The sequence below is a fragment of the Nitrosomonas halophila genome (genome assembly GCF_900107165.1).
Lineage (GTDB): Bacteria > Pseudomonadota > Gammaproteobacteria > Burkholderiales > Nitrosomonadaceae > Nitrosomonas > Nitrosomonas halophila.
Genome location: NZ_FNOY01000017.1, coordinates 1 through 24269 on the forward strand (window position 1 = coordinate 1; position 24269 = coordinate 24269).

Consider the following 24269-nt stretch of genomic DNA (forward strand, 5'->3'; position numbering starts at 1 on the left):
GCACGGCTGTTACGCCTCTCCACCACCTCGATCTCCAGATGGGGAGCTTCTTTGCTGCCGCCCCAGCGAACGCCAGCATAGACAAATGACTTGAATTTCTGCAGACGGTTTAGGATAGTCTGGATCTGCATCCCGCTCTCTCCTGTGAAGTTGTTTGTGTCGCAACTTCATCTTCTCAGAGATTGGGCGGGGTGCTCCACTATCTCCGGCCACGGTCTTACAAAAGGCGCTTTCGGTTACCCACAAATTCTGCCGAGGAGCCTTGATTTTTAACGACAACTTGACTTCGGCTCCGGATTTTTGCATCCTGCTGAAGCTTGCTCTCATTGAAGTCTCGCTCTCACCACTCTGAATGACTTGCCACAGCTCGTATTCTCTTTAGCATCCGGCGCGCGCGCCATCAGTTTACCGGGATCTTTTTCCTCTGCCAGATCTGCCGCAAAGTTCAAGCGTATTTCTAGCAATTTGTTTTGCTTGCAGATCAGCACCACTTTTCTGCGCGCCGCATTTCCCAGTATTATCTCCATTTCGGTCATGAATGCGTCCGTCCGCACGACCTGCCCATGCATTCTTTGCATCATGCGCGCCATGCCTGCCTGATTGAACCAATGGGTTAGCGCTATTGACAAACTGAAGTACTCGTTTACGCTCCAATTCGTTTGGCACACTCCATGTTTATGCCATTGATGCCGCTGGAGACATGATTGTGCTTTTACGCTAGGCATCACTTCCTTGAGTGACTCGCGAATTAGATGGTTGAGTGGAATCGCCGGGTAGCCACAAAAATCCTTTTCAGGTGCACCGACTTGGCCACAGAAGCCATAATTGGCTCCACATGATCTGTTGTTGGGCCATAGCCCATGCAATGCAAATCCACTTGACGGCCTGTTGTCGCCCTCCCTAGTCTGGCATTCTTTTTTGCGAGAATTGATCGCACAGAAGGCAGGCTGCCAGGTCAAAGCCAGGACAAAGCTGTCCACTTTGCCGGGCACATTGCATTTGCTGGCACTGCTTTGAAGTGGCGGATCTCCCCTGACAATCCCGCAAGCTGCCTCAACCCATCGCTCCGCAGGCTGGGCGGCTGGAACTCTAATTCGGTACCATAATGGATTCTGAATTCGATTCGCTTCGAATACAGCGTAAGCTTTTCCCGGCTCAAGCCGAATATCGCCAGGATTGGTCTGTTTATTTTTTGAGAAATAGACCGGACACGCTTGGGTAGCCGTGAATTCGCCGACAAAGCGCGCCGCCCAGGCAGGGTCGGTAACTGTAACTATTAGGCACGCACCTAGCCAACCAAGAATGAATATTACATGACGACAGCTACGCATTTCTATTCGCTATGCTTACCTGAGCGTTTATTTAGCACTTTGATACAACCACTCCAGCAAGCGATCGATAGCAGGTTTTGCATTTGCTGCATTGGCATGGTTAGCCATAAAAACAACGACATAACGCCGGTTATTCTTGCCCAATACATAACCTGCGACAGCAGAAACATCCCTCAATGATCCCGTCTTTATATGCGCTCTTGCCGCAACCCCTGAACGCTTCAATCGATTCCTAGCAGTGCCATCAACAGCCACGATTGCCAGTGAAGCCATTAATTCTGGCATGACGGGACTATGGTAGGCTACCTGCAGCAAATCACCCAAATGACGCGCGCTGATGCGGGCTCTGCGTGATAACCCGGAGCCATTTTCGATAATCATCTCAGGAAAATTTAAACGCTTGGCGAATAACCACTGCTGAATCGCAGCATAAGCCAAGTCTAGTGAAACGAACTTTTCTCCGTTTGCCTGCGTTTCACCCAGAGAGAGAAAAAGTTGCCTGGCGGCTACATTATTACTGTATTTATTAATGCCACGGATAACTTCAGCAAGCGGGGGCGAATGATAAACCTTGAGTGGGAGCAACGACTCTGGCACTGAACCGCGTCGCACACCACCTTCGAATGTTCCGCCTAGCTGCGACCATAAATCTCTGAACAGATCGTAAATATATGCGGTACTCTCATGCAAACTCAAATAGTATGTATTTTGACCGCAATCAACCGAGTAAGCACCATTGAGCAATACTGAGACGTGACCATTTCCCGCTTCGTGAGGACGCACATCGGCACGAACTGCATTTCGCCAGTAGCCACACTTTTTTTTGGTAAGTCTTAGGTTATTCTGCAAATCCAGCAATGGCGTCTCAGGATCAGCGATAACTCGCACCCTATCATGCTGCGGATCAGGAAACAAATGCACTGCCGAGGTACGGTAATTCACCAATAACGCTTCCGGAAGCACGTTATAGGTCTTGTAGGGCTGCCCATCAAAAGCGCCCGGATCTTCTTGAGAAAGACTATAATGGCTATAATCCAGAACCAGATCGCCAGTGATGGCTTTCAATCCAGTTTGCCGGATTTGCCGCATGAGCACCCAGAAATTTTCCAGATTTAAATTTGGATCACCATAACCCTTAATGATCAAATCGCCGGTGAGTTTGCCTTGCTCAAGCGTCCCGCTGGCATAAACTTCGGTTCTCCATGTGTATGCCGGCCCGAGCAATTCCAATCCCGCATAAGTTGTCACGAGCTTCATGACTGAGGCAGGATTCATGGCGGCATCGGCATTAATCGCCAACAGCGGTTGACTTGCATCCACTTCGCGCACATAAACACCAACCGCTGTTTCTGGAATGCGCGCTTTTGTCAGCGCTTGCCTGACAACTTCCGGCAAACCCGATGCACTCGCTGGAAATATTAAAGCGATTAACAGTCCAAACAGCCAAGCTCTGAGTGAAGTTGTGAAAAGAATCATTTGATCCAATCAAATCCGGTCATCGCGTCCCACGACAAATGGAAAAGCCATCATCCCAGCCCATGCGATATTGTCCATCGCTGACATAGCGATTTTCATCCTTGTATGCATAAGAAGTGCGTTTTGCGGTCTCACACCCATCTATATAACCTTCCTGGGTTGCCTTTGGATAACCCGTAAGATTGTAGGTTGGCCGCGTGCTGGGCGGCAAAGGTCCGGCGGGCCTTGGCTTGCTCAATGCATCAGCAGGCGTCTGCCCAGGAATGGGTTGCGCCGATTCGTCCGGCGGATACTTGCTCGTGGCGCACCCAGCCAAACCTATCACCACAGCCACAATAAAAACTCGCAACATTTCAGCCCTCATAGCTCGATCACAAAGATCACAATACCGATTTTAAAAGCTTGCCCATTTCGGCCGGATTGCGCGTGACACGAATCCCGCATGCTTCCATGACGGCAATTTTTTCCTGCGCTGTACCCTGGCCACCGGCAATAATTGCCCCGGCATGCCCCATACGCTTGCCCGGGGGCGCTGTCACACCGGCAATAAACCCAACAACAGGTTTTTTCATGTGCGCTTTGACCCAGCTGGCGCACGCTTCCTCGTCGGTGCCTCCAATCTCGCCCACCATCAGCACTGCATCTGTCTCGCTATCATCGTTAAACAATTTCATGACATCCAGATGCTTGAGACCATTGATCGGATCACCGCCGATCCCAATACAGGTCGACTGCCCCAAACCCAGCTCTGTGAGCTGCGCCACGGCTTCATAAGTTAATGTACCAGACCGGGAAACCACACCAATTCTGCCTGGCTGATGAATAGCACCAGGCATGATACCGATTTTCAGCTCGCCGGGTGTGATGATACCTGGACAATTTGGACCAATCAGCAAGGTCTTATTTCCCCGCATGCGCGCACGCGTCCGCAGCATGTCTCGCACAGGAATGCCTTCTGTAATACAGATCACCAAATCGAGTTCTGCTTCGACTGCTTCATCAATCGCGGCAGCGGCATGAGCAGGTGGCACATAAATTACGGAAACTGTTGCGCCCGTCTGCTGCCTGGCTTCCTTGACAGTTGCAAAAACCGGGATACCCTCAAAGCCCTCTCCTGCCTTTTTGGGATTCACTCCCGCCACAAAGCAATCCTTCCCATGGGCATATTCACGGCATTGACGGGTATGGAACTGTCCTGTTTTACCGGTTATGCCCTGCGTAATGACACGTGTCTCGCGATTAATCAAAATAGCCATCGATCATCCCCCTTTGGTGGTTGATTCAGACTGACACTGTGCAGCAGCCTCAACTGCCTTGCTGGCGGCATCTGCCATATTGCTGGCGGAAATGATGGACAAACCGGATTCCTGCAAAATCTTTCTCCCCAACTCAACATTGGTTCCTTCCAGGCGTACGATCAATGGAACTTCCAGTCTTACTTCTCGCGCAGCCTGCACGATTCCCTCGGCGATGACATCGCAGCGCATGATACCGCCAAAGATATTCACCAGAATGGCTTTCAGGCGGGGATTGCGCAGCATTATTTTGAATGCGGCCGTTACATTATCAGCCGTCGCCCCACCCCCCACATCCAAAAAATTGGCGGGACTCCCGCCATACAGCTTGATAATGTCCATGGTTGCCATCGCCAGTCCAGCACCATTCACGAGGCAGCCGATATCGCCATCCAGCGGAATATAGGAAAGCGCATGCTTGGACGCCTCGACTTCCAGCGGATCCTCTTCCTCCAGATCACGCAAAGCGGCGATCTCTGGATGGCGCAGGAGCGCGTTATCATCAAAATTGAGTTTGGCATCCAATGCCATCAAGTGATCATCAGGGGTCAGAACCAAAGGATTGATCTCAAGCAACGACACATCATTCTCATCAAATGCCTGGTAAAGCGCATTCAACATGGAAATGGCCGCCGGAAAACATGATTCGGGCAGTCGGATCTGGCGCACAATCGCCTCTGCATCCTGTGCCTCAAGTCCAGTCAGTGGATTAATCGAAACCTTGTGTATTTTGTTCGGCGTACTCGCTGCAACCTGCTCGATATCCATACCTCCCGCTTCACTGGCAATCAGACTGATGCACTGCTGAGCGCGGTCTACCACCAGCGCCACATAATATTCATGACTGATGCTGACCTCCTGTTCGACATAAAGCCGTCGAACCATCCTGCCTTCTGGACCGGTTTGGAGGGTAACCAGTGGACGATGCAGCATCGCTTCGGCATGCTGGCGGACTTCTGCGATCGACTTTGCCAGTTTTATGCCGCCTGCTTTGCCGCGCCCACCTGCATAGATTTGCGCCTTGACCACCCATTTGTCTCCACCCAATTGATTGGCCGCAACAATCGCCTCCTCTACACTAAAGCAAGCCACGCCTGCCGGAATAGGCACACCGTAGTCACTTAAAATTTTTTTTGCCTGGTACTCATGAATTTTCATCTTGGCCCCTCTTGAAGATCCTGCTCACCAGGATATACTTCCCACTTCCCGATATATGCCTCGACATCAGTCAATTCTGCTTCGAATTGCGGCAACAATACCGCCAATTTCTCCGCTTCACAGTTTTTCGCTGCGACCTCGATCTGTGCACACCACTCGCCCAATGCCAGCGCTCCGACTGCGCGTGCGGATGACTTAAGCTTGTGTGCAGCGGCCTTAATTTGATCGAATCGGCCAGCACCTATGGACAGCTGTAATTGATCAGCAATTTTTCTGGCATCCAAACGGAAATCCAGTAAAAATTTTTGGATCAAAATTGGATCATCTCCGATCAACTTTTTGAGCACAGCAATATCGAGAGCGATTTTCTGATCCGTCACCTGTGGCCGCATATCATGCTTGCCTGCTGGCCGCCCCGGCTCAGAAGCGGATTCAGGCAACCACTTGCCGAGCATTGCCTTAAGCTGCTCCAGTTGCACTGGCTTGCTCAGATAATCATTCATGCCCAGCACGCGGCATCTCTCTGCTTCGCCTTTGAGCGCATTGGCTGTCAATGCGATTATCGGAATTCGGTGCTTGTCAGTATCGCCAGCACGGATTGATTGTGTCAACTGATAGCCGTCCATTTCCGGCATATGCAAATCAGTGAGTATCAGTGCATATTCACCACTCTGCCAGCGCTGCAACGCTTCACGTCCATTGGAAGCAACATCTAGCGCATACCCGAGCAGAGCGAGCTGCTGGCGAATGACCTTCTGGTTAATCTCATTGTCTTCGGCCACCAGTATTAATTTCCCTTGCCGCAGCGCTTCCTCTCGCGAAGGGGGCGCAACCTCCCTGACACTGCCTGCAGCTACGGCCTGATCATCCTCCAGCTCCGCCCGGCCCGCAGCAGCGGCCACAGCCTGTAAAAAAGCATCGCGATAAAGGATATTACCATCGAGTGTCACGATCTTTCTGCCTTCCTTACGGCCGCGGTGACGCCGGCCACGCCGAATGATCACGAAATGCGGCTCGTCTTGCAAAGCAAGATTGAATCGAGTGCGAAAGGCCGCCCGCAATTCATCGATACAGGGCTCTTCCTCACCGGCATCAATAACCAGTAACCACTGGCCAGCAGGCAGGGCTTTGATTCGCGCCTGGGCTTGCGACAAGTTGGACTCCAGCTCAACCCTGGCGCCTGCATAGCGGAGGTAGGCAGCCAAATCGCGGTCCAACCCCTTTTCATGACCCAGCACCAGGCACGACAATCCCGACAGATCGGTCTCCTGTCCGCCAACATTAACGGCCCCTCCCGGCAAAGCCCGGAAGGGTATCTGAACAGTAAAGATAGACCCTGCATCAGGTTTGCTTCGTACAAAAATTTCACCTTTCAGCAACTCGACTATTCGACGGCAAATTGTCAGGCCCAGTCCGGTTCCGCCAAAACGGCGCGTGGTGGAGGTATCTCCCTGAGAAAAGGGGGTAAACAAACGCCCCATGATCGCATCATTCATCCCCACGCCATTATCGGCAATCTGAAATGACACTGTTGCAATATCCTCGCCCAATTCGACTGGCACGACTTGTACTGCCACCCGCCCGGGACGCTGCAGGCCGCTTGAAAACTTGATGGCGTTATTGATCAAATTAACCAGCACTTGCCGGAGGCGCAAGGCATCGCCGAGCACATTGTCCGGCAATGCCGGATCGACAAACAGCGTCAGCTCGATACCTTTACTGGCAGCCAAATGCTCCATCATTCCGCATGCGCGCTCCACCACTGTTGCCAAAGACATAGGCGCTTGCTCAATCTCCAGCTTGCCTGCTTCAATTTTGGAAAAATCGAGAATATCCTCAATGATTTCAAGCAGCGCAAAAGCCGATTCACGAATCAGATCCGCCATTTCCTTCTGATAGCTGCTCAGACTGGTCTGGCTCAAAACATCGATCATGCCGATCACCCCATTCATCGGCGTACGAATTTCATGGCTCATGGCGGCAAGAAAAGCAGATTTCGCTTGATTGGCCTGCTCTGCCTCCAACCGGGCCTGCTCCAGATCCTGACGAATTTTGACATGCTCGCGAATATCGCGCATCACACCCGTGAAATGACGCTTATTGCCCACAAAATACTCACTGACCGCAAGATAAACTGGGATCAGCGCACCACTCTTATGCACCCCCTCAACTTCACGCCCTAGTCCAACCCCATGCCCGCCCGGCAGATAGGGGCGGCCCACGTACGCCTGACCGTGGCCGGTTTCACAATAGCGTTGCATATAAAACTCATGTTGGCTCCGGTCCGGCTCGGGCACCAGGATCGCGACATTCTGTCCCACTGCTTCTTCCGGGGTGTAGCCAAACAGCTTCTCCATGACCGGATTGACTGACAACATCACGCCACGCTCATCAGTCGTTACCACGCAATCGACCATATGTTGAACGACAGAACGCGTTTCTTCTTCCTTGATGGCCAATTCAGCATTGACCCGCTCCAACCTGGCCGTGCGTTCGGCCACGCGCGCTTCCAGATGCCGATAACTAATATTCAACCGGTCTGTCATCGTATTGAAAGCGCTGGCCAACTGCCCAATTTCATCCCACCCCTCTCTAGGCACATGTTGCTGAAGATTACCGGCGGTGATCGCCTGCGCACATTCATTCAGATTTTTGAGCGGCATCACTACGCGCCGATTAAATAGCAGCGCCCCCAAAATAGCAGCCACAAAAGTCAGCCCAAGCACCACCAGCCCCATAATGCGCATTTGCAGCACGGAAGCAAACGCCTCCTCCGCGTCAATCTGCACTACCATTCCCCAGTTCATTCGGGGCAAATAGCGCCATGCAGCCACTACTTGCTCGCCTCGGTAATCGGTCGTTATGCCACCGCCCGGTAAGCCACTCAGACTATATTGAACGGCTGCTGAAAACAACGGTTCATCCAGTGGGATGCTTCGCTCTAAGGCGGCATCGGGATCTCCCCGCAAGGGCGCCATGACCAGCGCGGAATGCTCGCTCTCCAACCGGGTCACGATTGTTTCCCCACTCTCTCCAAGTCCGACATTATTGGTCAGCACATCGAATACATGCTGGCTGTAGATCTGCAAAGCCAACACGCCTTGCAAATCGTCATCGATCAGAATGGGCACGGCAATAAAAGCCGCTATCGCACCATGAGAGGGCGCATAATGCTCGAAATCGGAGAGACTGCTTGCGCGTGTCGCCAAGGTCTGACGGAAGACATGGGCAAGGCCTGTGTCGCGGTAGGGCCCATCAAATAGATTGGTGGCAAAATCGGATTCATGACTGACGGTAAAAACCAGCCAACCGTCAAGTGAAATCAGAAACAGATCATAATAGCCCGCACCTTCCAGAAAACGGGCGAAATGATTATAGTAACGCGCATTGAGCGCGTGGTAGCTCTCGGAGTCCACCCCGTCGCGCGCAAACACTTCGCTAAATTCGAGGATTGCCTGATGCGTCGTATCTGCCGCCTGGATCACATTCGCATCCAGCACACGTTCACGCAGATAAAAATCGATTTGTTCAACTTTCTTGTCGGCAAGTGATGACACTTTCTGAATAGCCGACCTGTGGATTTCACCTTCAAAAATATGCAAAAGGCCGTAACCCACCAACGCGATTGGCAATAACGCCACCAGCGCGAACCAGATGGCAAATCGCTGAGTAAGCGAAGTCAGTGCTATCATTCCAGCAGGCAGTCTGGATGGTGTTTCAGCGAGCGCCTCGCGTAGTAGGCGAATGCGCTGGCGCTGCGTTGCGCACGCAGAATCCAGTCATGCGCTTCACGTCCCAATGCCGGTTCGATGGGTTGTATGGCGCCCGCGGCACTCGCCAGCAACTGCATCCGGGCGGCCCGCTCGAATGCCAATGCCAACAAGCATGATTCCTCGATACTGGTGCACGCGACCAGCAACCCATGATGCGCGAGCAACAATGCCCGCTTGCTGCCCAACGCACCCGCGATCAGCTCACCCTCCTCATTGCCCACCGGCACGCCCGGCCATTTGGGCAGAAAAGCGACTTCGTCATACAACACGCAATTATCCATATGCGAAATTTCGAGAGGCACTTCCAGCATACTGAGCGCTGCCGTATGCACCGCATGCGTATGGATGATACAACTGACATCAGGGCGCGCGCGATACACCCAGGCATGAAAACGGTTGGCAGGATTCGGCATGCCACTTCCTTGCAATACCTGCAAATCCTCATCGACCAACAGCAAATTATGCGCGCTGATTTCGTCGAATCCCAATCCCAACTGCTGTGTCAGAAACGTTCCCGGCGCATCTCCGCGGGCGGTAATCTGCCCGGCCAATCCCGAATCATGCCCATTATCAAACAGAATCCGGCAGGTGAGCGCGATTTTCTGGCGAGCTGAAAAGTCAGTTTCCCGCCTTTCGCTCTCCATTTGATCAAAAGTTCGCTGCATCAACTGCTGTTTATCGAGACTGTATGTATCACCGCTCATGCTGAATTTCCTATCATCAAAACCAAATCACTCGCTCAGTCCGGGTCTCTGCTGATCCGGGTGCCTTCGCCCGAACAAGCAGAAACTTGCATTTCTCCAAGACCAGCGTCGCCCCCAAAGAATAGCCCAGACTGACGCAAAGCACTGTTACTTGACCTGGCAACCATAATAATGGTTAGTTATTCTTTGTACAACAACATGTTATTGTACATGCCCAGAATCATGCAGAATGCCGGCGCAGAAACTTCCGATATGCTCAACGTATGGAACGCGTATTCGGCATAGCAACCCGGATTTCCAGTAGACCGGTCTGTCCTGCTTATGGGTTAATGCTAGAATGAAGCAATATTTTTGTCTTGTCTTTTTCTCAGCAACAAAACAAGAGGACTTCTATGCATCACCACCAGAAAAATTCTGATTGCAAGCAGCTATCAACCAGTATCGCATGGTTACTGGTTTGGGCGATGGCTACTGGCTTATCTTCTCCACCACTTCGGGCAGAGACTGTTGGGAGCGTATCGACCAAGTTCAAGTTATTGGGCGCAAATGATAAAATCGTCGTCGAAGCATTTGATGATCCGGACATACCCGGCGCAACCTGTTATCTGGGCCGGGCCAAAACGGGCGGGATAAGTGGTTCGGTCGGCGTAGCCGAGGACAAATCAGACGCCTCTATCGCCTGCCGACAGACGGGCCCGATCACGTTATCCGAAAAAATAAAAAATGGTAAGGCAGATGGGGACACAGTGTTCAAAAAGAGCACCTCGTTGCTGTTCAAAACACTGCAAGTGGTGCGCTTTTACGATGCCAAGCGCAATGTGCTGATATACCTTGCTTACAGCGACAGAATCATCGAAGGATCGCCTAAAAATAGCATTTCAGTGATCCCCATCACGCCATGGCATTAGTTGCAGCCTGGACAAATCCGGAAGCGGACCGGATAGAGATCGTCGACCTGCACTCTCACCGTCCGGTCTATTCATGGCGTCAGCCGATAAGCGCCTCCGGCGAAACGCATGCCAATTCAAATGCCTGAGCGACGGCGGGATGCGTCACATGGCCTCGACAGATATTAAGACCATGCAATAATGCCCGGTCATGCCGCATTGCAGCCAGTCCTTCGTTTGCAAGCGATAACACATAGGCCGCTGTCTGATTATTGAGCGCGAACGTGCTCGTACGCGGTACCGCACCAGGCATATTGGCAACACCATAATGCAACACACCGTCAATTTCGAAGACGGGATCGCTATGTGTCGTGGCACGGGTCGTTTCGACACAGCCACCTTGATCGACGGCGACGTCGACAATGACTGCGCCATTGCGCATTTGTGGCAGCATTTCCCGAGTGATCAGCCACGGCGAGCGGCCACCAGGAATGAGCACCGCCCCGATCACCAAATCTGCCTGGCCCACCACCTCCTGGATATTCAGCCTATCACTGAACAGCGTTTGCAGCCGCCCGGGAAAATGATCGTCCAGCATTTTTAACCGATCATGACTGATATCCAGAACCGTTACCGCTGCTCCCATCCCGGCGGCCACCCTGGCCGCATTCGTACCGACTGTCCCCGCACCCAGTATCACCACATTGGCGGGCGCAACCCCCGGCACCCCGCTCATCAAAACACCGCGTCCCCCTTGTGTCTTGAGCAAATACATCGCGCCCACCTGGACTGCCATACGCCCCGCCACTTCACTCATGGGTCTTAACAATGGCAATGTGCCGTCTGCAGTCTGCACAGTCTCATAAGCAATAGCACTCGCACCACTGGCCAGCAATCTTTCTGTCAAAGTCTCATTCGAGGCCAGATGCAAATAGGTAAAAAGCAATAAATCTTTTCGCAAATAGCGATATTCCGCTTCGGTTGGCTCCTTAACCTTAACGACCAACTGGGCAGCCCAAGCATCCTCGGCGCACGGCACGATCTCGGCACCGGCTGACCGATAGTCTTCATCCGAGATAAAACTCCCCATTCCGGCACCAGACTGCACCCATACCCGATGCCCCTGTTCAACCAGAGCATGCACACTACCAGGTGTCAGTCCAACCCGATATTCGTTATCCTTGATCTCTCTGGGTAGCCCAATATTCATGCATGTATTCGTATTGTTAAGGTTATTAAACCAGTTTCCAGGATTCGATCATTGCGACTGATTATAGCCTTCGTCTCAAGACGGGACTTAAGTCGCCGATACAAGCTCTTGGCACTGCTGACTGCTTGCCGGATCGTTTCCGCCAATGAATGCAGTCGATATACTCTCTAGCGGCTGTCATTCACAGCAGACTCAAGATGCATCACGCTGCGGCTCGTGCCCCACACCCACCAACTCCACCGCAATCGGCGCGTGGTCTGACGGCCGTTCGAGTTTCCGCGGTTCCTTATCCACCCAGCAGGCCGTACAATCAGTCGCCATTTCATGACTCAGCAAAATATGGTCGATACGCAGGCCCCGGTTGCGACGAAACGCCATCGTACGGTAATCCCACCAGGTATAGGTTTGCGCCGGCTGTTCAAACAAACGAAAGCTGTCGACAAATCCGATATTCAGCAATTCCCGAAAGCTGCTTCGTTCCGGATCGCTGCACAAAACCTTCCCCTTCCAGGCTTCGGGATCATAGACATCGCGATCTTCGGGAGCAATATTGAAATCCCCCAGCACCGCTACTTTCTGATAACGCTCGCGTTCCTCCCCTAGAAAGCGGCTCAATGTCGCCAACCAGTTGAGTTTGTAGATATACTTGTCCGAATCGACCCGCTCTCCATTGGGAACATAGACGCAGATGACCCGGATATTTCCATAAGTTGCCGCAATAAAGCGTTTCTGAGAATCATCCAGGCCAGGTAATGCCATGCCGACCTCTCCGCCCGTTTCCTTGCTCAGCAGTGCAACGCCATTATAGGTTTTTTGCCCTGCATAAATGGATTGATAGCCAGTCTTTTCCGCTATTTCATCCGCCGGAAAAAACGCATCCTGTAATTTCGTCTCCTGCAGACACAATACATCGGGTTGATTGGCATTCAGCCATTCGACCACTTGCGGCAAGCGGACCTTCAGTGAATTGACATTCCAACTGGCAAGTTTCATTAGGTATACTCAAAATTGCAATTCATACTGGCCCAATCGAACAGCACCCTCTTTCATCCAACCAACCCTAAGCCTGAAGCGGCCATTTTAAAGCTGTAGCAGAATTCAGCGGGATTCTGATAAAATCGGCAGTTCTTTTTGGAAAATGCCACGCAAGGAATATCATCATGACTTATGTAGTAACCGAAAGTTGTATCAAATGCAAATACACCGATTGTGTCGATGTGTGTCCAGTAGATTGCTTCCGTGAAGGGCCAAATTTTCTGGTCATTGATCCGGACGAGTGTATCGATTGTACATTATGTGTGGCGGAATGTCCGGTAGAAGCCATTTACGCAGAAGACGACGTGCCTGACGATCAACGGCAATTCATTGCACTCAATGCAGAATTATCCAAAGCCTGGGATCCCATCATCGAGAAAAAAGATGCGCTCCCAGACGCGGATGACTGGGCTAACGTGACCGACAAGTTAGACAAACTGGAACGTTAAGACTATCCTGTTCCGTACACGCTGCATCTAAGGCCGAACATCGATTAACCGTTCTGGGAGGAGACACCGATGAGAAATTCACTGGTATGGATAGCTTTATTCACGTTCCTGAGTATTGTCTTGCCACAGACGGTTTTGGCGCAACAGCAGACAACACAGAATTATTCTGCCATGGCAAGTGAAAAACTCGTCAATGGCATCGCCAATACCGCCACCGGCTTTGTCGAGCTCCCCAAGACCATGATCATCACCACGCAGCGCGAGGGTGTCGCTTATGGGCTGACGGTTGGATTGGTCACCGGCCTCATGCACACCATTGGCCGCACACTGTTTGGCGCCCTGGATGCCGTAACCTTTCTGATTCCCACCGAACCGACCGTACGCCCACACTATATCTGGCAGGATTTCGACCAGGAAACCACCTACGGCTAGTCTGCATACCCCTGATTTCAATGTGCCAACGAAGCCATCAGTTCCTTGATTGCCTTTACCCGCTCGCTGACATCAGGAATTGCCAACTGAATTCTGAGGCGATCCGGTCCGGAAAGACTATACTCCCGGCCGCTTTGGATAAGTTGTATGATGTTGGCAGCTTCTATCGGTGGTTCCGGCATGAACTGCAACTGGATATTTTCTGGACCCGCATCAATGCGGATAATCCCGCATCCTTTGGCCATAATACGCAGCCGATGACAATCCAGTAATGCACGCGCCGGATCGGGCAACAATCCAAAACGATCGATCAACTCCTGATAGATTTCATCTAATTGAACATTATCGGCACAACTTGCCAGCCGCTTATACAATACCAACCGTTCATGAATGTCATGACAGTAGTCTTGCGGCAGCAGGGCAGGCACATGCAACTTGATTTCCGTGATCACCCCAAGCGGTTGCTGCATATCCGGTTCCTGGCCAGCCTTTAGTGACTTGATTGCAGCCTCCAGCAGGGAACTGTATAGATTAAACCCCACCTCCTGCATTTCACCGCTTTGTGATTCACCCAATACCGCACCGGCACCACGAATTTCCAGATCGTGCATGGCCAGATAAAACCCCGAGCCAAGTTCCTCCATTGCCTGGATCGCCTCCAGCCGCTTAGTCGCCTGGGCAGTCAAGGCCGTTTTCTCGGGTGTCAGCAGATAGGCGTAGGCCTGATGATGGGAGCGCCCCACACGGCCGCGCAACTGATGCAATTGCGCCAGCCCGAATTTATCTGCGCGATGGATGATGATTGTATTAGCACTGGGTATATCGATGCCCGTTTCGATGATGGTGGTACATAACAATAAATTGAAACGCTGCTGATAAAAATTGCGCATCACTTGTTCCAATTCACTCTCCCGCATTTGCCCATGAGCGATATGGATCCGCGCTTCAGGCAACAAGCGCGCAAGCTTGGCATACATGTGCTGAATCGTGCTGACCTCATTGTAAAGAAAATAGATCTGGCCACCGCGCTTCAGCTCGCGCAGGCAAGCTTCACGAATAATTCCTTCGGAATAGGTATGCACAAAAGTCTTGATGGCCAATCGCCGCTGTGGCGCGGTAGCGATAATCGAGAAATCCCGCAGACCCTCCAGCGACATCGCAAGCGTACGGGGTATGGGCGTAGCCGTCAGTGTCAAGACATCCACCTCCGCCCGCAGCTTTTTGAGTTGCTCCTTCTGGCGAACACCGAAACGGTGCTCCTCATCAATGATCACTAGGCCCAGATTCTTGAATTTCACTTTGCCCTGGATGAGTTTATGGGTACCGATAACGATGTCTACCGCGCCTTTAGCCAGGCTATCCAATGCCTCCGCTTGTTCGCGAGCCGAGCGGAAACGTGACAGTTCCGCAATTTTTACTGGCCACTGATCCGCAATCAGACCGAAGCGATCCGAGAAATTCTGATAATGCTGTTCCGCCAACAGGGTCGTCGGCACCAACACAGCAACTTGCTTGCCATCCGCAACCGCAACGAAAGCTGCCCGCAAGGCTACCTCGGTCTTGCCGAATCCGACATCCCCGCATATCAATCGGTCCATCGGCTTGCCAGCTGTCATGTCCTCGATGACCGCCCGAATGGCAGCAGCCTGATCAGGGGTTTCCTCAAAACCGAACCCATCGGCAAAAACGTCATAGTCATGCTGATTCAGGCGAAAGACATGGCCCTGCCGCGCAGCGCGCTGTGCATACAAATCGAGCAGTTCAGCGGCGGTATCGCGCACCTGCTGCATGGCCTTGCGCTTGGCTTTCTCCCACTGACCACTTCCGAGCTTGTGCAGTGGCGCACTTTCTGGCGAAGTGCCACTATAGCGGCCTATCAAATGGAGTTGCGTGACCGGTACATATAACTTGTCTCCACCCTGGTAAGCTAATGCCAAGAACTCACTGGTCTGTCCTGGCTCACCCTCTCCCAGATCCATATTGACGAGCCCCAGATAGCGGCCGATGCCATGCTGTTCATGTACGACCGGATCACCGGGCTTGATTTCGGACAAGTCACGCAGAATTGCATCGGTTGAGGTAACCCGACGCGCCTCGCGAGTACGCCGCCCTTGCACATGGGTGGCATATAGCTCATTCTCAGTGATCAACGCCTGGTTGGCCGCTGCCAGAATGAAACCATTGTGCAATGGCGCCACGCAGAGCATACAAGGCGCGTCATCCGTCTGGAAAGCCGCGTAATCTTCGCACAGCTTCAAACTCAGGCCATGTTCACGCAGGTATTCGGCGAGCAATTCACGGCGGCCCATGCTCTCAGCCAACAGCAGCACCCGCCCGCCTTTGCTTGTAAACAGTTCAACGAAGGCAGCCAATTGCTCGATTGGATTGGCCGCGCGCCGATCCACCCGGATCGATGGCAAGGCTCGTGCAAAAGGCTCGGCAGCGGCCTGGGACGCGACATGAATTTCAAAACGCTGGTAAGGTTTCAGATAGCCATAAAACTTATCTGCGGTCAGAAACAGCTCCGTCGGCGGCAGCAAGGGCCGATTCACATCATTGCGCATCAACTGATAGCGAGTCCGGGTATCCTGCCAGAAATTCTCGATCACCGGCATAATCTCCTGATGCAAACACAGTTGGCAATGCTGCGGCAAATAATCAAAAATAGTCGCTGTTTGCTCAAAAAAAAGCGGCAGGTAATATTCAATCCCAGCTGGGATATTGCCTTTGCTGATTTCCTGGTATAGCTGACTGCGCGTGGGATCGCCCTCAAATTTGTCCCGAAAATTCACTCGAAAACGACTACGTCCGGCCTCGTCGAGCGGAAATTCCCGCGCCGGCAGCAACCGGATTTCCTTGACTGGATAAATGCTGCGCTGCGTATCCACATCAAAGGTGCGGATGGATTCGATTTCGTTATCAAACAAGTCAATACGATAAGGCAGCGGACTACCCATCGGAAACAAATCAATCAATCCCCCACGGACACTATATTCGCCTGGCGAGAACACTTGCGAGACATGCGTATAACCCGCCAGCGACATCTGACCGCGCAAAGCAGCAAGGTCCAACAAACTTCCTTGCTTGATGAAAAAAGAATATGCTGCCAAATATTCCCTGGGGGGCATTTTGTAAAGCGCTGTCGTCACGGGCACGATCAACACATCACAGGCATTGTGCGAGATCTGGTAAAAAGTAGCCAGCCGTTCGGAGACGAGATCCTGATGAGGGGAAAAAGTATCATAGGGCAAGGTTTCCCAGTCCGGCAACAAATGCACATGCAATTCGGGCGCGAAAAAAGCAATTTCTTCCAACAATCTTTGCGCATCCAGGGCATTCGCTGTAATGACAGTCAATGGCTTGCCAGCGTCGCCTGAACGCGCCAGTTCTGCAAGGGCGTGAGCATCGCTCGAGCCTTCAAAACCATAATGGCGCTGCACGGCACCTGAAGCAGCAGAAGCTAATATAGACAGCATGAATGAAACAAGTCAGTTAATGTGAATGTTACGAATGTAATGATGATGAAACCACAGCAAGCGCGCCACCCAGGCCGAGCATGATGGCTATCATCCCAGGCGCACATCGTCTGGTCAACGATGCATTGCCGATAAGAAATATCATCCCCAGCTTAAAAACCAGATTGGCAATTGCAGCCAGCGTGATGGCTGTGACAGCATTCAGGATTTCCAGCTTACCCAGTCCATATAAACACAAACTACTCAGCGTGATGGCATCCACGTCCGTTAACCCCGAAACAATCGCAACGACATACAGCCCACCACTGCCTGCAACGTCTGACAGCCAGGCACTGAAAAATAACACAACCGCATAAAGCAGACCGAATCCCACTGCAGTCGGAAGCTCCGCAGGATTTTTGCTATCAGGCATAGGCATGGCCTGTTGCTGGCTCAGTTCGCGCCACCAAAACACGGCTGTCATCAGCCCCAGCAATAAGCCACCACCCAGTACAGGCAAAAGATAGATAAAAATGGCAGGAGAGATCACCATGCTGATCAGCGCGAGCCGTACAAGCACAGTCAAATTGGCCAATAAAATCACGATTACAGCCAGATTGGCAAAATCCGGGTTGTAACTGCTGCGACGCGTGAACACCATGGTGGTTGCGGTACTGGAAGCCAGCCCCCCCATCACGCCCATAAAAACCACTCCAAAACGCTGTTTGAAAAAGCGTAATGCAATATAGCCGGTCAGGCTCACACCCGAGATCAATACCACCATCAACCAAATCTGATAGGGATTTAGGGCATCGAAGGGCCCATAATTCTGATTGGGAAGAATGGGCAAGATGATGAAGCTCAGGACGGCAAACTGCAGAATCGATATTAAATCTCGCCGGTCCAGATTCCGGGTCATGCCCTGCAATTCGGCTTTGAAATAAAGCAGTATGGTGGTAATGATGGCGAGCATAACGGCCAGTGCTGATTCCTCATACCATACCAATGCGCCCAGCCCATAACAGACGAGTATTGCCGCAACCGTGGTCGTTCCCGGATCCTCAAGCTGGTCCTGCTTGCGCCAATAGGATGCAATCACCATGCTTCCGACCAATAGCAAACCGCTGACCAGCGGCCAAGGCGAGGATGTCTTGTGCGACAGCATCGCGGCCAGGGTACCAAACATCGCAACCAGTGCAAATGTTCGCAATCCTGCCTTGGCGGCCGGACTGCGCTCGCGCTCCAGACCGATAAGCAGTCCAATCGCCAGACTGGTTGCAAATTCAGCCAAATAGGTCAACTCGCCCTCGGGTAGCGCTATCTCATTCATACAGCAGAACGATCAGTTTCAAACCAATGTTCCAGCAATAATTGCATCCGGATGTTGCCGTTGTATTCATTTGCCTGCAAACGATAGACGACGTCGATCTCGGCAGGCAATGATTCGGTATGAAAGAAAAAGATGGCATCATGCACATGTTTCCCACCGGGTGTGCTCAGTGTCAGTTTTAAATGCCGTTCTCCGACAATACGCTGGCTCTCGACATGGAAGCAACCATTGAAGCTTGGCTCGGGAAAACCCTGGCCCCATACATAGCTGGCCAGACGCTGCGCCAACTCCAGCGACATCTCATCCTCCGCCAGCTCACCATCGGTTTCAATCACTCGAATCAAGTCTGCCGGCGTCAGCAGCGTCTGCGCGACATGCTCGAAGGCGGTACGAAACCACTCAAAATTCTGCTCATGTATAGTCAACCCGGCTGCCATGGCATGGCCACCAAATTTCACGATCAAACCGGGATGGCGCTTGGCCACCAGATCCAACGCATCCCGCAAGTGGAACCCAGGAATTGACCTTCCCGAACCCTTGATTTCACCGGCATTGCCCGGGGCGAACACAAGCACTGGCCGATGTAATTTTTCCTTGATCCGTGAAGCGATCAAACCGATCACCCCCTGATGCCAATCCGAATCATACAGACACAGACTGTAGTCGGATCTGGCAGTATCATCCATCGTTGTAGCGGCCGGGCCATGCCCATCAGCCATGGCCATCAGCTTGTCCAAGGCCTCCTCGCGCATGCCCGCCTCGATCTCCCGCCGCTGGCGATTCAATTCGTCCAATTCTGTCGCAAGCCGCATGGCCTGAGCAGCATCCTCCGCCATGAGACACTCGATACCCAGCGACATGTCGTCAAGGCGGCCCGCTGCATTCAACCTCGGCGCGAGAATAAAGCCCAATTCATAGGTAGTTATCCGCGCCAAATCACGCCCAGCCACTTTTAACAACGCGCGCAGGCCGGCACAACAACGGCCGTTACGAATGCGCTGCAATCCTTGTTGCACCAAAATACGATTGGTGCCATCCAGCCGAACCACATCGGCCACCGTGCCAAGCGCAACGAGATCAAGCAAATTGGCCAGATTCGGCTCCTTGCCGGCAGCACCAAACACACCCCGCGCACGCATTTCTGCCCGCAACGCGAGCATGACGTAAAATATCACGCCGACACCCGCAATATGCTTGTCAGGAAAATCACATCCAGGCTGATTGGGATTGACGATGACCGCCGCATCTGGCAGCCGGTCGCCGGGCAAGTGATGATCGGTGATGTATACCTGCATCCCCAATTGCCTGGCCGCCTCAACGCCTTCGACACTGGCAATTCCGTTATCCACCGTGATCAGTATGTCAGGTGGATGGTCCCGGTTTGCAGCCAAGCGCACGATTTCCGGAGTCAGACCGTAACCATATTCAAAACGATTGGGAACCAGATAATCGACCACCGCGCCGAATTGGCGCAATGCGCGCAGTGCGACGGCACAAGCCGTCGCACCATCCGAATCGTAATCCGCAACAATGAGCATGCGTTTGCGAGCAGCAATGGCATCCGCGAGCAGCCTAGCGATCAGGCTGATATTCTTAAGCTGTTCAAATGGTGCCATGCGGACAAACGCTGTATCCAGCTGAACAGGATCGCCGATTCCGCGGGCCGCAAAGATGCGTGCCAGCACAGGTGGCAAGCCATGCGCACTCAGCTGTTCAAAGGCATGGGGAGAAAACTGGCGAACGACAATATTGACCATATCATCAATATTTTATCATTGGAATGGGCAAATTAGCCTGCGTATCAGGGACGGGAAGACAACCGGGATGGCAGCAAGAAAGGGAAAACGGGTGTCTTGGCCGTGTACTATCGGGTCAGTCCAGGCAAGCACACCCGCCTCTTGAATCACATCTTTATTTCGGGGCGATCACACCAGATGCACCTGTTTCCTTGGCGGCACGCAGTACCGGATAGAATTGGGTGAAAACCAGATCGGTTTTGGCATTGGCCTCATGGCAAGCAGCACACTCAGCGGTCGGCAAATTTTTGGCAGCTGATACCAGTGGGCTGCCCGGCACATAGAAAATATAAAACGCCCAGTTGCCAGGTTCGCTTGCAAAACGTTTCGCGTCCTTGACCGATGCTTCCAGGCCGATATAGTCGCCCATGAAGTAGCCATTGCCGCTACCTGGCCCCTTGCGGTCTCCAACACTGATCAGCTCCTTGACCGTCATGGTACCGTCACGGAACTCCCCTGTTTTTTTCCAGTGCGCATAGCTCTCCGGATCGACGTAGACTGTCCTGATTTCCGTGAAAGGTGCATTGCCATCGTTTAACTCATTGGGCGTGACTTGTGTACCCACCATCACCCATTCGCGATAGTCCTGCGGAAGCAGCAATTCCCCTTTATCATTGAATTGCGCCGGTCCTGCCGCCAGTGCATGGCCGCTCACAACGGCAGAGAATACCAGACCCGTTAAACTTTTTACCAAGCGCTTCTTAAAGCTCATAAAATTTTTTCCTTTGTTGGTTAATTGATTTGAAATTTGAATACAGTTGGCAAAGCCATCAACCTTGGGCTGGAGAAGTATGCCCAGCCTCATTCAGGCCCTGGAGTATATTGCGCGCCCATACTTGACGTCAACGACATCACACAGACCAGACAATTGGGGAATTAGGGCTCGTTAATGAATAACTTGAGCATACGCCCAAGTTATTCATTAACGAGCCCTTAGCAGAAATCAGGTGGCATGGATTGCAAATAAACGGCCCAGTTCCAGGCCCGGATCCGGCGCACGCATAAATGTCTCCCCGATCAGAAAAGTATGGATCTGATGGGATTGCATCATTTGCACATCGGCTGATGTACGGATACCACTCTCGGTAACGATAATCCGTTCGGCAGGGATACGGTCAATCAGTGACAGGGTGGTCTCCAGCCTGGTCTCGAAGGTGCGTAAATTTCGGTTATTGATTCCAATCAGTGGGGTCGATAGCTGCAAGGCAAGCTCGAGCTCGTCCGCATCATGCACCTCGACCAGCACCGCCATACCCAGAGCATGGGCAATTGACTCCAGCGTGTGCATGCGGTCCAGCGCACTCTCGCCGCGATGAATTGCAGGATCCTCCCGGAAAACCGGCGATAAAAATGCTGCGACGATCAGTAGAATACAATCCGCCCCCATCGCGCGCGCCTCATACACCTGGTATTCATCCAACATGAAATCCTTACGCAGCACGGGCAAGCTGCAGGCCGCACGCGCCGCCTGCAAAAATAGTGGGCTACCCATAAAAAACTGCTCATCGGTCAATACCGATAGACAGGCAGCCCCATTGTCAGCATAGCCCGCCGCAATTTCTGCTGGATTGAAATCGTATGGTATCGAATCTTCAGGCTGCGAACCCGCGGTACCAGACAAATTGGCCGATGACGTCGCCCGGCCGCGCAGCAATCCTTTGCTGGGGCTCGCCCGCTTGATTTCGGCGATCACGGCTGCTTGACCCCGATCAACTTTGTCCCGGATCGCCTGAACAAAATCACGTGGTGATGACGCTGCACGCACCTTCTTCTGCATGGCCGCCAGCGGTTCTCCTATTTGGGCAGCGGCAATTTCCTGCTTTTTAACCGCGAGGATACGATCAAGAATATCGGACATACAGGTTATGGGTTTACTTGGTTGGAAAAATTAATCAGATCCTGCATTTTCTGCCTAGCCGCACCACTGGCAAGCGCATGGCCAGCCCGCTCTATACCTGCCGCCAAGGAACCTGCAATACCCGCCACGTAGATAGCCGCACCCGCATTGAGCAATACGATATCGCGAGCCGGCCCGGCCTGGTTGTCCAGCACGGACAGAAGCATGGCGCGCGCATCGACCGTATCGGCCACCTGAATGGACTCAATCGGCGCGCATTGCAATCCAAAATTCTCAGGTTGCAGGGTATATTCGTGTATCGTCCCCGCCTTGAGCTCAGCAATCCGAGTGGGTCCCGAAAGCGTGATTTCGTCCAGTCCGTCGCATCCATGCACAACCATCGCATGCCGACTCCCAAGACGCTGCAGCACCCGCGCGAGTACGCTGGTCAGGTCGGCGTTGAACACCCCCAGCAGCTGGTTCTGAGCGCCTGCCGGATTGGTCAATGGTCCCAATATGTTGAATAATGTACGCACCCCCAGCTCACGTCGCACGGGTGCCGCATACCTCATGGCATGATGAAAATTGGGCGCGAACATGAACCCGATTCCGACCTCTGATATTGCCTGCTTAATTTGATCCGGGGTTTGATCAAGATTGATACCGATCGCCTCCAGCACATCGGCACTGCCGGCCTTGCTTGAAACGGAACGCCCCCCATGCTTCGCCACGCGCGCGCCTGCTGCAGCGGCGACGAAAGCGGAAGCCGTCGAAATGTTGAAAGTACTGCAGCCGTCTCCACCCGTACCACAAGTATCGACGAGATATTCAGTATCTGTCGCCTCAATTCGCGTAGCCAGCTTACGCATCACCTGGGCTGCGGCAGTAATCTCACTAATACTCTCCCGCTTGACCCGCAGACCGGTAACCAGGGCAGCAGTCATCACTGGAGACACTTCACCCGCCATGATCGCGTGCATCAGCCCGATCATGTCTTCATACGGAACCTCGCGATGCTCGATAATGCGAGCCAGGATTGCCTGCAGTTTCACGCTTGAATTAAAGCCGCCGGGCTTTCCTGGTCTTCGCGTCCACGCAGAAAATTTCCGAGCAATTGATGCCCATGCTCGCTCAGTATCGATTCAGGATGAAATTGCACCCCTTCAATTTGCAGGGATTGGTGGCGCACCCCCATGATCTCGCCATCTTCGGTCCAGGCGGTAATAGCCAGACAGTCGGGCATACTCGATCGCTCGATCACGAGCGAATGATAACGCGTGGCCACAAACGGATTATCCAGTCCGCGGAAAACACCCTTGTTATCATGAAAAACCAGCGAAGTCTTGCCATGCATGATCTGCTTGGCAGGCACGATCCGCCCACCGAAGGCCTGTCCGATGCTCTGGTGGCCCAGGCATACGCCCAGCAATGGGATCTTGCCACCGAACCGGCTAATCAATTGCAAGGAGATCCCTGCTTCATTGGGCGTACATGGGCCGGGTGAAATGACGATGCGCGCCGGATTCAGGTACTGAATCTCATCCAGGGTAATCTCGTCATTACGCGCCACAATGACTTCTTCACCCAATTCACCAAAATACTGAACCAGGTTATAGGTAAAGGAGTCGTAATTATCAATCATCAGTAACATGATGAGTAAAATCGTTAGCTATTTTATCAATTAAGGAAGCATCTTGCCCGGTCGGTCATCATTACCTGCCGTCTTGAGGTCTCAATATCTGGATCATATGCAGCAACGCGTTTTTATCATGCATGGCACAGAACGCATCAAAACGCAATCGACCCACCACCCGACATTATGGCCGCTATTCTCGCCCAGAACACGCGAAAGGTAAACCTCTGACTGCAAGCGGATAGCAGATCGCCAATCCCAGCAGCAATCGGCATCAACTGCCACCTTACTCGGACCAACAAACCCGTAACTCTGATGGCATATTCTATCACCATGAATTTCCAGAAAGTTTGACATCAAACATAGGCCAAGTATGCTAGTTTGCAGGATTATAATAACTCAATGAGGTTCCCAGTAGGGTCGATCCTCGAGCTGTCCGAAATCCATCACTCAAGAGTCGTCTAAAAG

At 52.4% G+C, this 24269-nt stretch carries 19 protein-coding genes; 3 read left to right on the forward strand and 16 right to left on the reverse strand.

The window, feature by feature from the left end:
• Positions 1-323: 323 nt before the first annotated feature.
• From BLV85_RS05870 to BLV85_RS05900, 7 genes are read right to left on the reverse strand one after another with little or no spacing between them, the layout of a single operon-like run.
• Positions 324-1331, reverse strand: coding sequence for a ribonuclease T2 family protein (locus BLV85_RS05870; protein ID WP_090413228.1), 1008 nt, complete (start codon positions 1329-1331; stop codon positions 324-326).
• Positions 1332-1358: 27 nt separating this feature from the next.
• Complete coding sequence (dacB, locus tag BLV85_RS05875; protein ID WP_090413230.1) at positions 1359-2807, reverse strand: D-alanyl-D-alanine carboxypeptidase/D-alanyl-D-alanine endopeptidase; 1449 nt, start codon at positions 2805-2807, stop codon at positions 1359-1361.
• A 19-nt stretch (positions 2808-2826) separates the two neighbouring features.
• Positions 2827-3159 (reverse strand): hypothetical protein, encoded by a 333-nt coding sequence (locus tag BLV85_RS05880; protein ID WP_090413231.1) that lies wholly within the window; start codon positions 3157-3159, stop codon positions 2827-2829.
• Between the two features lie 28 nt (positions 3160-3187).
• The gene (gene sucD / locus BLV85_RS05885; protein ID WP_090413233.1) at positions 3188-4063 is read right to left on the reverse strand and encodes a succinate--CoA ligase subunit alpha; all 876 of its coding nucleotides are present in this window, start codon (positions 4061-4063) and stop codon (positions 3188-3190) included.
• A gap of 3 nt (positions 4064-4066) precedes the next feature.
• Positions 4067-5260, reverse strand: a complete 1194-nt coding sequence (sucC, locus tag BLV85_RS05890) for an ADP-forming succinate--CoA ligase subunit beta (RefSeq protein WP_090413235.1) — start codon at positions 5258-5260, stop codon at positions 4067-4069.
• Positions 5257-8952 carry an ATP-binding protein gene (locus BLV85_RS05895; protein WP_245725106.1) on the reverse strand — a complete coding sequence of 1232 codons (3696 nt, stop codon included), beginning with the start codon at positions 8950-8952 and terminating at the stop codon, positions 5257-5259. Before BLV85_RS05895 ends, sucC begins: the two co-directional genes overlap by 4 nt.
• Positions 8949-9737 (reverse strand): aldolase, encoded by a 789-nt coding sequence (locus tag BLV85_RS05900; RefSeq protein ID WP_090413237.1) that lies wholly within the window; start codon positions 9735-9737, stop codon positions 8949-8951. Before BLV85_RS05900 ends, BLV85_RS05895 begins: the two co-directional genes overlap by 4 nt.
• A gap of 392 nt (positions 9738-10129) precedes the next feature.
• Here BLV85_RS05900 and BLV85_RS05905 point away from each other — a divergent pair, with 392 nt between their 5' ends.
• Positions 10130-10645 carry a CreA family protein gene (locus BLV85_RS05905; RefSeq protein ID WP_143032294.1) on the forward strand — a complete coding sequence of 172 codons (516 nt, stop codon included), beginning with the start codon at positions 10130-10132 and terminating at the stop codon, positions 10643-10645.
• Between the two features lie 79 nt (positions 10646-10724).
• Here the strand turns inward: BLV85_RS05905 and ald are convergent, their stop codons facing one another.
• Both ald and xth read right to left on the reverse strand, forming a co-directional pair.
• Positions 10725-11834: an alanine dehydrogenase gene (ald, locus tag BLV85_RS05910; RefSeq protein WP_090413239.1), complete on the reverse strand. Its 1110-nt coding sequence runs from the start codon at positions 11832-11834 to the stop codon at positions 10725-10727.
• Between the two features lie 192 nt (positions 11835-12026).
• Complete coding sequence (gene xth / locus BLV85_RS05915) at positions 12027-12827, reverse strand: exodeoxyribonuclease III (RefSeq protein ID WP_090413241.1); 801 nt, start codon at positions 12825-12827, stop codon at positions 12027-12029.
• Positions 12828-12994: 167 nt separating this feature from the next.
• Here xth and fdxA point away from each other — a divergent pair, with 167 nt between their 5' ends.
• Positions 12995-13318 (forward strand): ferredoxin FdxA, encoded by a 324-nt coding sequence (fdxA, locus tag BLV85_RS05920; protein ID WP_090413242.1) that lies wholly within the window; start codon positions 12995-12997, stop codon positions 13316-13318.
• A 69-nt stretch (positions 13319-13387) separates the two neighbouring features.
• Positions 13388-13750, forward strand: coding sequence for an exosortase system-associated protein, TIGR04073 family (locus BLV85_RS05925; RefSeq protein WP_090413244.1), 363 nt, complete (start codon positions 13388-13390; stop codon positions 13748-13750).
• A 17-nt stretch (positions 13751-13767) separates the two neighbouring features.
• On the opposite strand, the gene mfd is transcribed toward BLV85_RS05925, so the two are convergent.
• The 7 genes from mfd to BLV85_RS05960 all read right to left on the reverse strand — a co-directional run bounded on the left by mfd (position 13768) and on the right by BLV85_RS05960 (position 23819).
• Positions 13768-17226 (reverse strand): transcription-repair coupling factor, encoded by a 3459-nt coding sequence (gene mfd / locus BLV85_RS05930; protein ID WP_090413246.1) that lies wholly within the window; start codon positions 17224-17226, stop codon positions 13768-13770.
• A gap of 28 nt (positions 17227-17254) precedes the next feature.
• Entirely contained in the window at positions 17255-18535 is a 1281-nt protein-coding gene (locus BLV85_RS05935; protein ID WP_090413247.1) for an MgtC/SapB family protein, read from the reverse strand.
• A complete protein-coding gene (recJ, locus tag BLV85_RS05940) occupies positions 18532-20292 on the reverse strand; it encodes a single-stranded-DNA-specific exonuclease RecJ (RefSeq protein WP_090413250.1) in 1761 nt (586 codons plus the stop codon). The genes BLV85_RS05935 and recJ overlap by 4 nt, the downstream gene beginning before the upstream one ends.
• 154 nt (positions 20293-20446) lie before the next feature.
• Positions 20447-21043, reverse strand: coding sequence for a cytochrome P460 family protein (locus tag BLV85_RS05945; RefSeq protein WP_090413301.1), 597 nt, complete (start codon positions 21041-21043; stop codon positions 20447-20449).
• A 231-nt stretch (positions 21044-21274) separates the two neighbouring features.
• Positions 21275-22189 carry an indole-3-glycerol phosphate synthase TrpC gene (locus BLV85_RS05950; RefSeq protein WP_090413252.1) on the reverse strand — a complete coding sequence of 305 codons (915 nt, stop codon included), beginning with the start codon at positions 22187-22189 and terminating at the stop codon, positions 21275-21277.
• Positions 22190-22194: 5 nt separating this feature from the next.
• Positions 22195-23220: an anthranilate phosphoribosyltransferase gene (gene trpD / locus BLV85_RS05955; protein ID WP_090413254.1), complete on the reverse strand. Its 1026-nt coding sequence runs from the start codon at positions 23218-23220 to the stop codon at positions 22195-22197.
• Positions 23217-23819 carry an aminodeoxychorismate/anthranilate synthase component II gene (locus BLV85_RS05960; protein ID WP_090413256.1) on the reverse strand — a complete coding sequence of 201 codons (603 nt, stop codon included), beginning with the start codon at positions 23817-23819 and terminating at the stop codon, positions 23217-23219. The genes trpD and BLV85_RS05960 overlap by 4 nt, the downstream gene beginning before the upstream one ends.
• Positions 23820-24269: the final 450 nt, after the last annotated feature.

What these genes read in the sequence shown, in the direction of transcription:
- BLV85_RS05870 (WP_090413228.1), bottom strand. Translation starts at nt 1,331, where the DNA reads ATGCGTAGCTGTCGTCATGTAATATTCATTCTTGGTTGGCTAGGTGCG.
- dacB (WP_090413230.1), bottom strand. Translation starts at nt 2,807, where the DNA reads ATGATTCTTTTCACAACTTCACTCAGAGCTTGGCTGTTTGGACTGTTA.
- BLV85_RS05880 (WP_090413231.1), bottom strand. Translation starts at nt 3,159, where the DNA reads ATGTTGCGAGTTTTTATTGTGGCTGTGGTGATAGGTTTGGCTGGGTGC.
- sucD (WP_090413233.1), bottom strand. Translation starts at nt 4,063, where the DNA reads ATGGCTATTTTGATTAATCGCGAGACACGTGTCATTACGCAGGGCATA.
- sucC (WP_090413235.1), bottom strand. Translation starts at nt 5,260, where the DNA reads ATGAAAATTCATGAGTACCAGGCAAAAAAAATTTTAAGTGACTACGGT.
- BLV85_RS05895 (WP_245725106.1), bottom strand. Translation starts at nt 8,952, where the DNA reads ATGATAGCACTGACTTCGCTTACTCAGCGATTTGCCATCTGGTTCGCG.
- BLV85_RS05900 (WP_090413237.1), bottom strand. Translation starts at nt 9,737, where the DNA reads ATGAGCGGTGATACATACAGTCTCGATAAACAGCAGTTGATGCAGCGA.
- BLV85_RS05905 (WP_143032294.1), top strand. Translation starts at nt 10,130, where the DNA reads ATGCATCACCACCAGAAAAATTCTGATTGCAAGCAGCTATCAACCAGT.
- ald (WP_090413239.1), bottom strand. Translation starts at nt 11,834, where the DNA reads ATGAATATTGGGCTACCCAGAGAGATCAAGGATAACGAATATCGGGTT.
- xth (WP_090413241.1), bottom strand. Translation starts at nt 12,827, where the DNA reads ATGAAACTTGCCAGTTGGAATGTCAATTCACTGAAGGTCCGCTTGCCG.
- fdxA (WP_090413242.1), top strand. Translation starts at nt 12,995, where the DNA reads ATGACTTATGTAGTAACCGAAAGTTGTATCAAATGCAAATACACCGAT.
- BLV85_RS05925 (WP_090413244.1), top strand. Translation starts at nt 13,388, where the DNA reads ATGAGAAATTCACTGGTATGGATAGCTTTATTCACGTTCCTGAGTATT.
- mfd (WP_090413246.1), bottom strand. Translation starts at nt 17,226, where the DNA reads ATGCTGTCTATATTAGCTTCTGCTGCTTCAGGTGCCGTGCAGCGCCAT.
- BLV85_RS05935 (WP_090413247.1), bottom strand. Translation starts at nt 18,535, where the DNA reads ATGAATGAGATAGCGCTACCCGAGGGCGAGTTGACCTATTTGGCTGAA.
- recJ (WP_090413250.1), bottom strand. Translation starts at nt 20,292, where the DNA reads ATGGTCAATATTGTCGTTCGCCAGTTTTCTCCCCATGCCTTTGAACAG.
- BLV85_RS05945 (WP_090413301.1), bottom strand. Translation starts at nt 21,043, where the DNA reads ATGAGCTTTAAGAAGCGCTTGGTAAAAAGTTTAACGGGTCTGGTATTC.
- BLV85_RS05950 (WP_090413252.1), bottom strand. Translation starts at nt 22,189, where the DNA reads ATGTCCGATATTCTTGATCGTATCCTCGCGGTTAAAAAGCAGGAAATT.
- BLV85_RS05960 (WP_090413256.1), bottom strand. Translation starts at nt 23,819, where the DNA reads ATGTTACTGATGATTGATAATTACGACTCCTTTACCTATAACCTGGTT.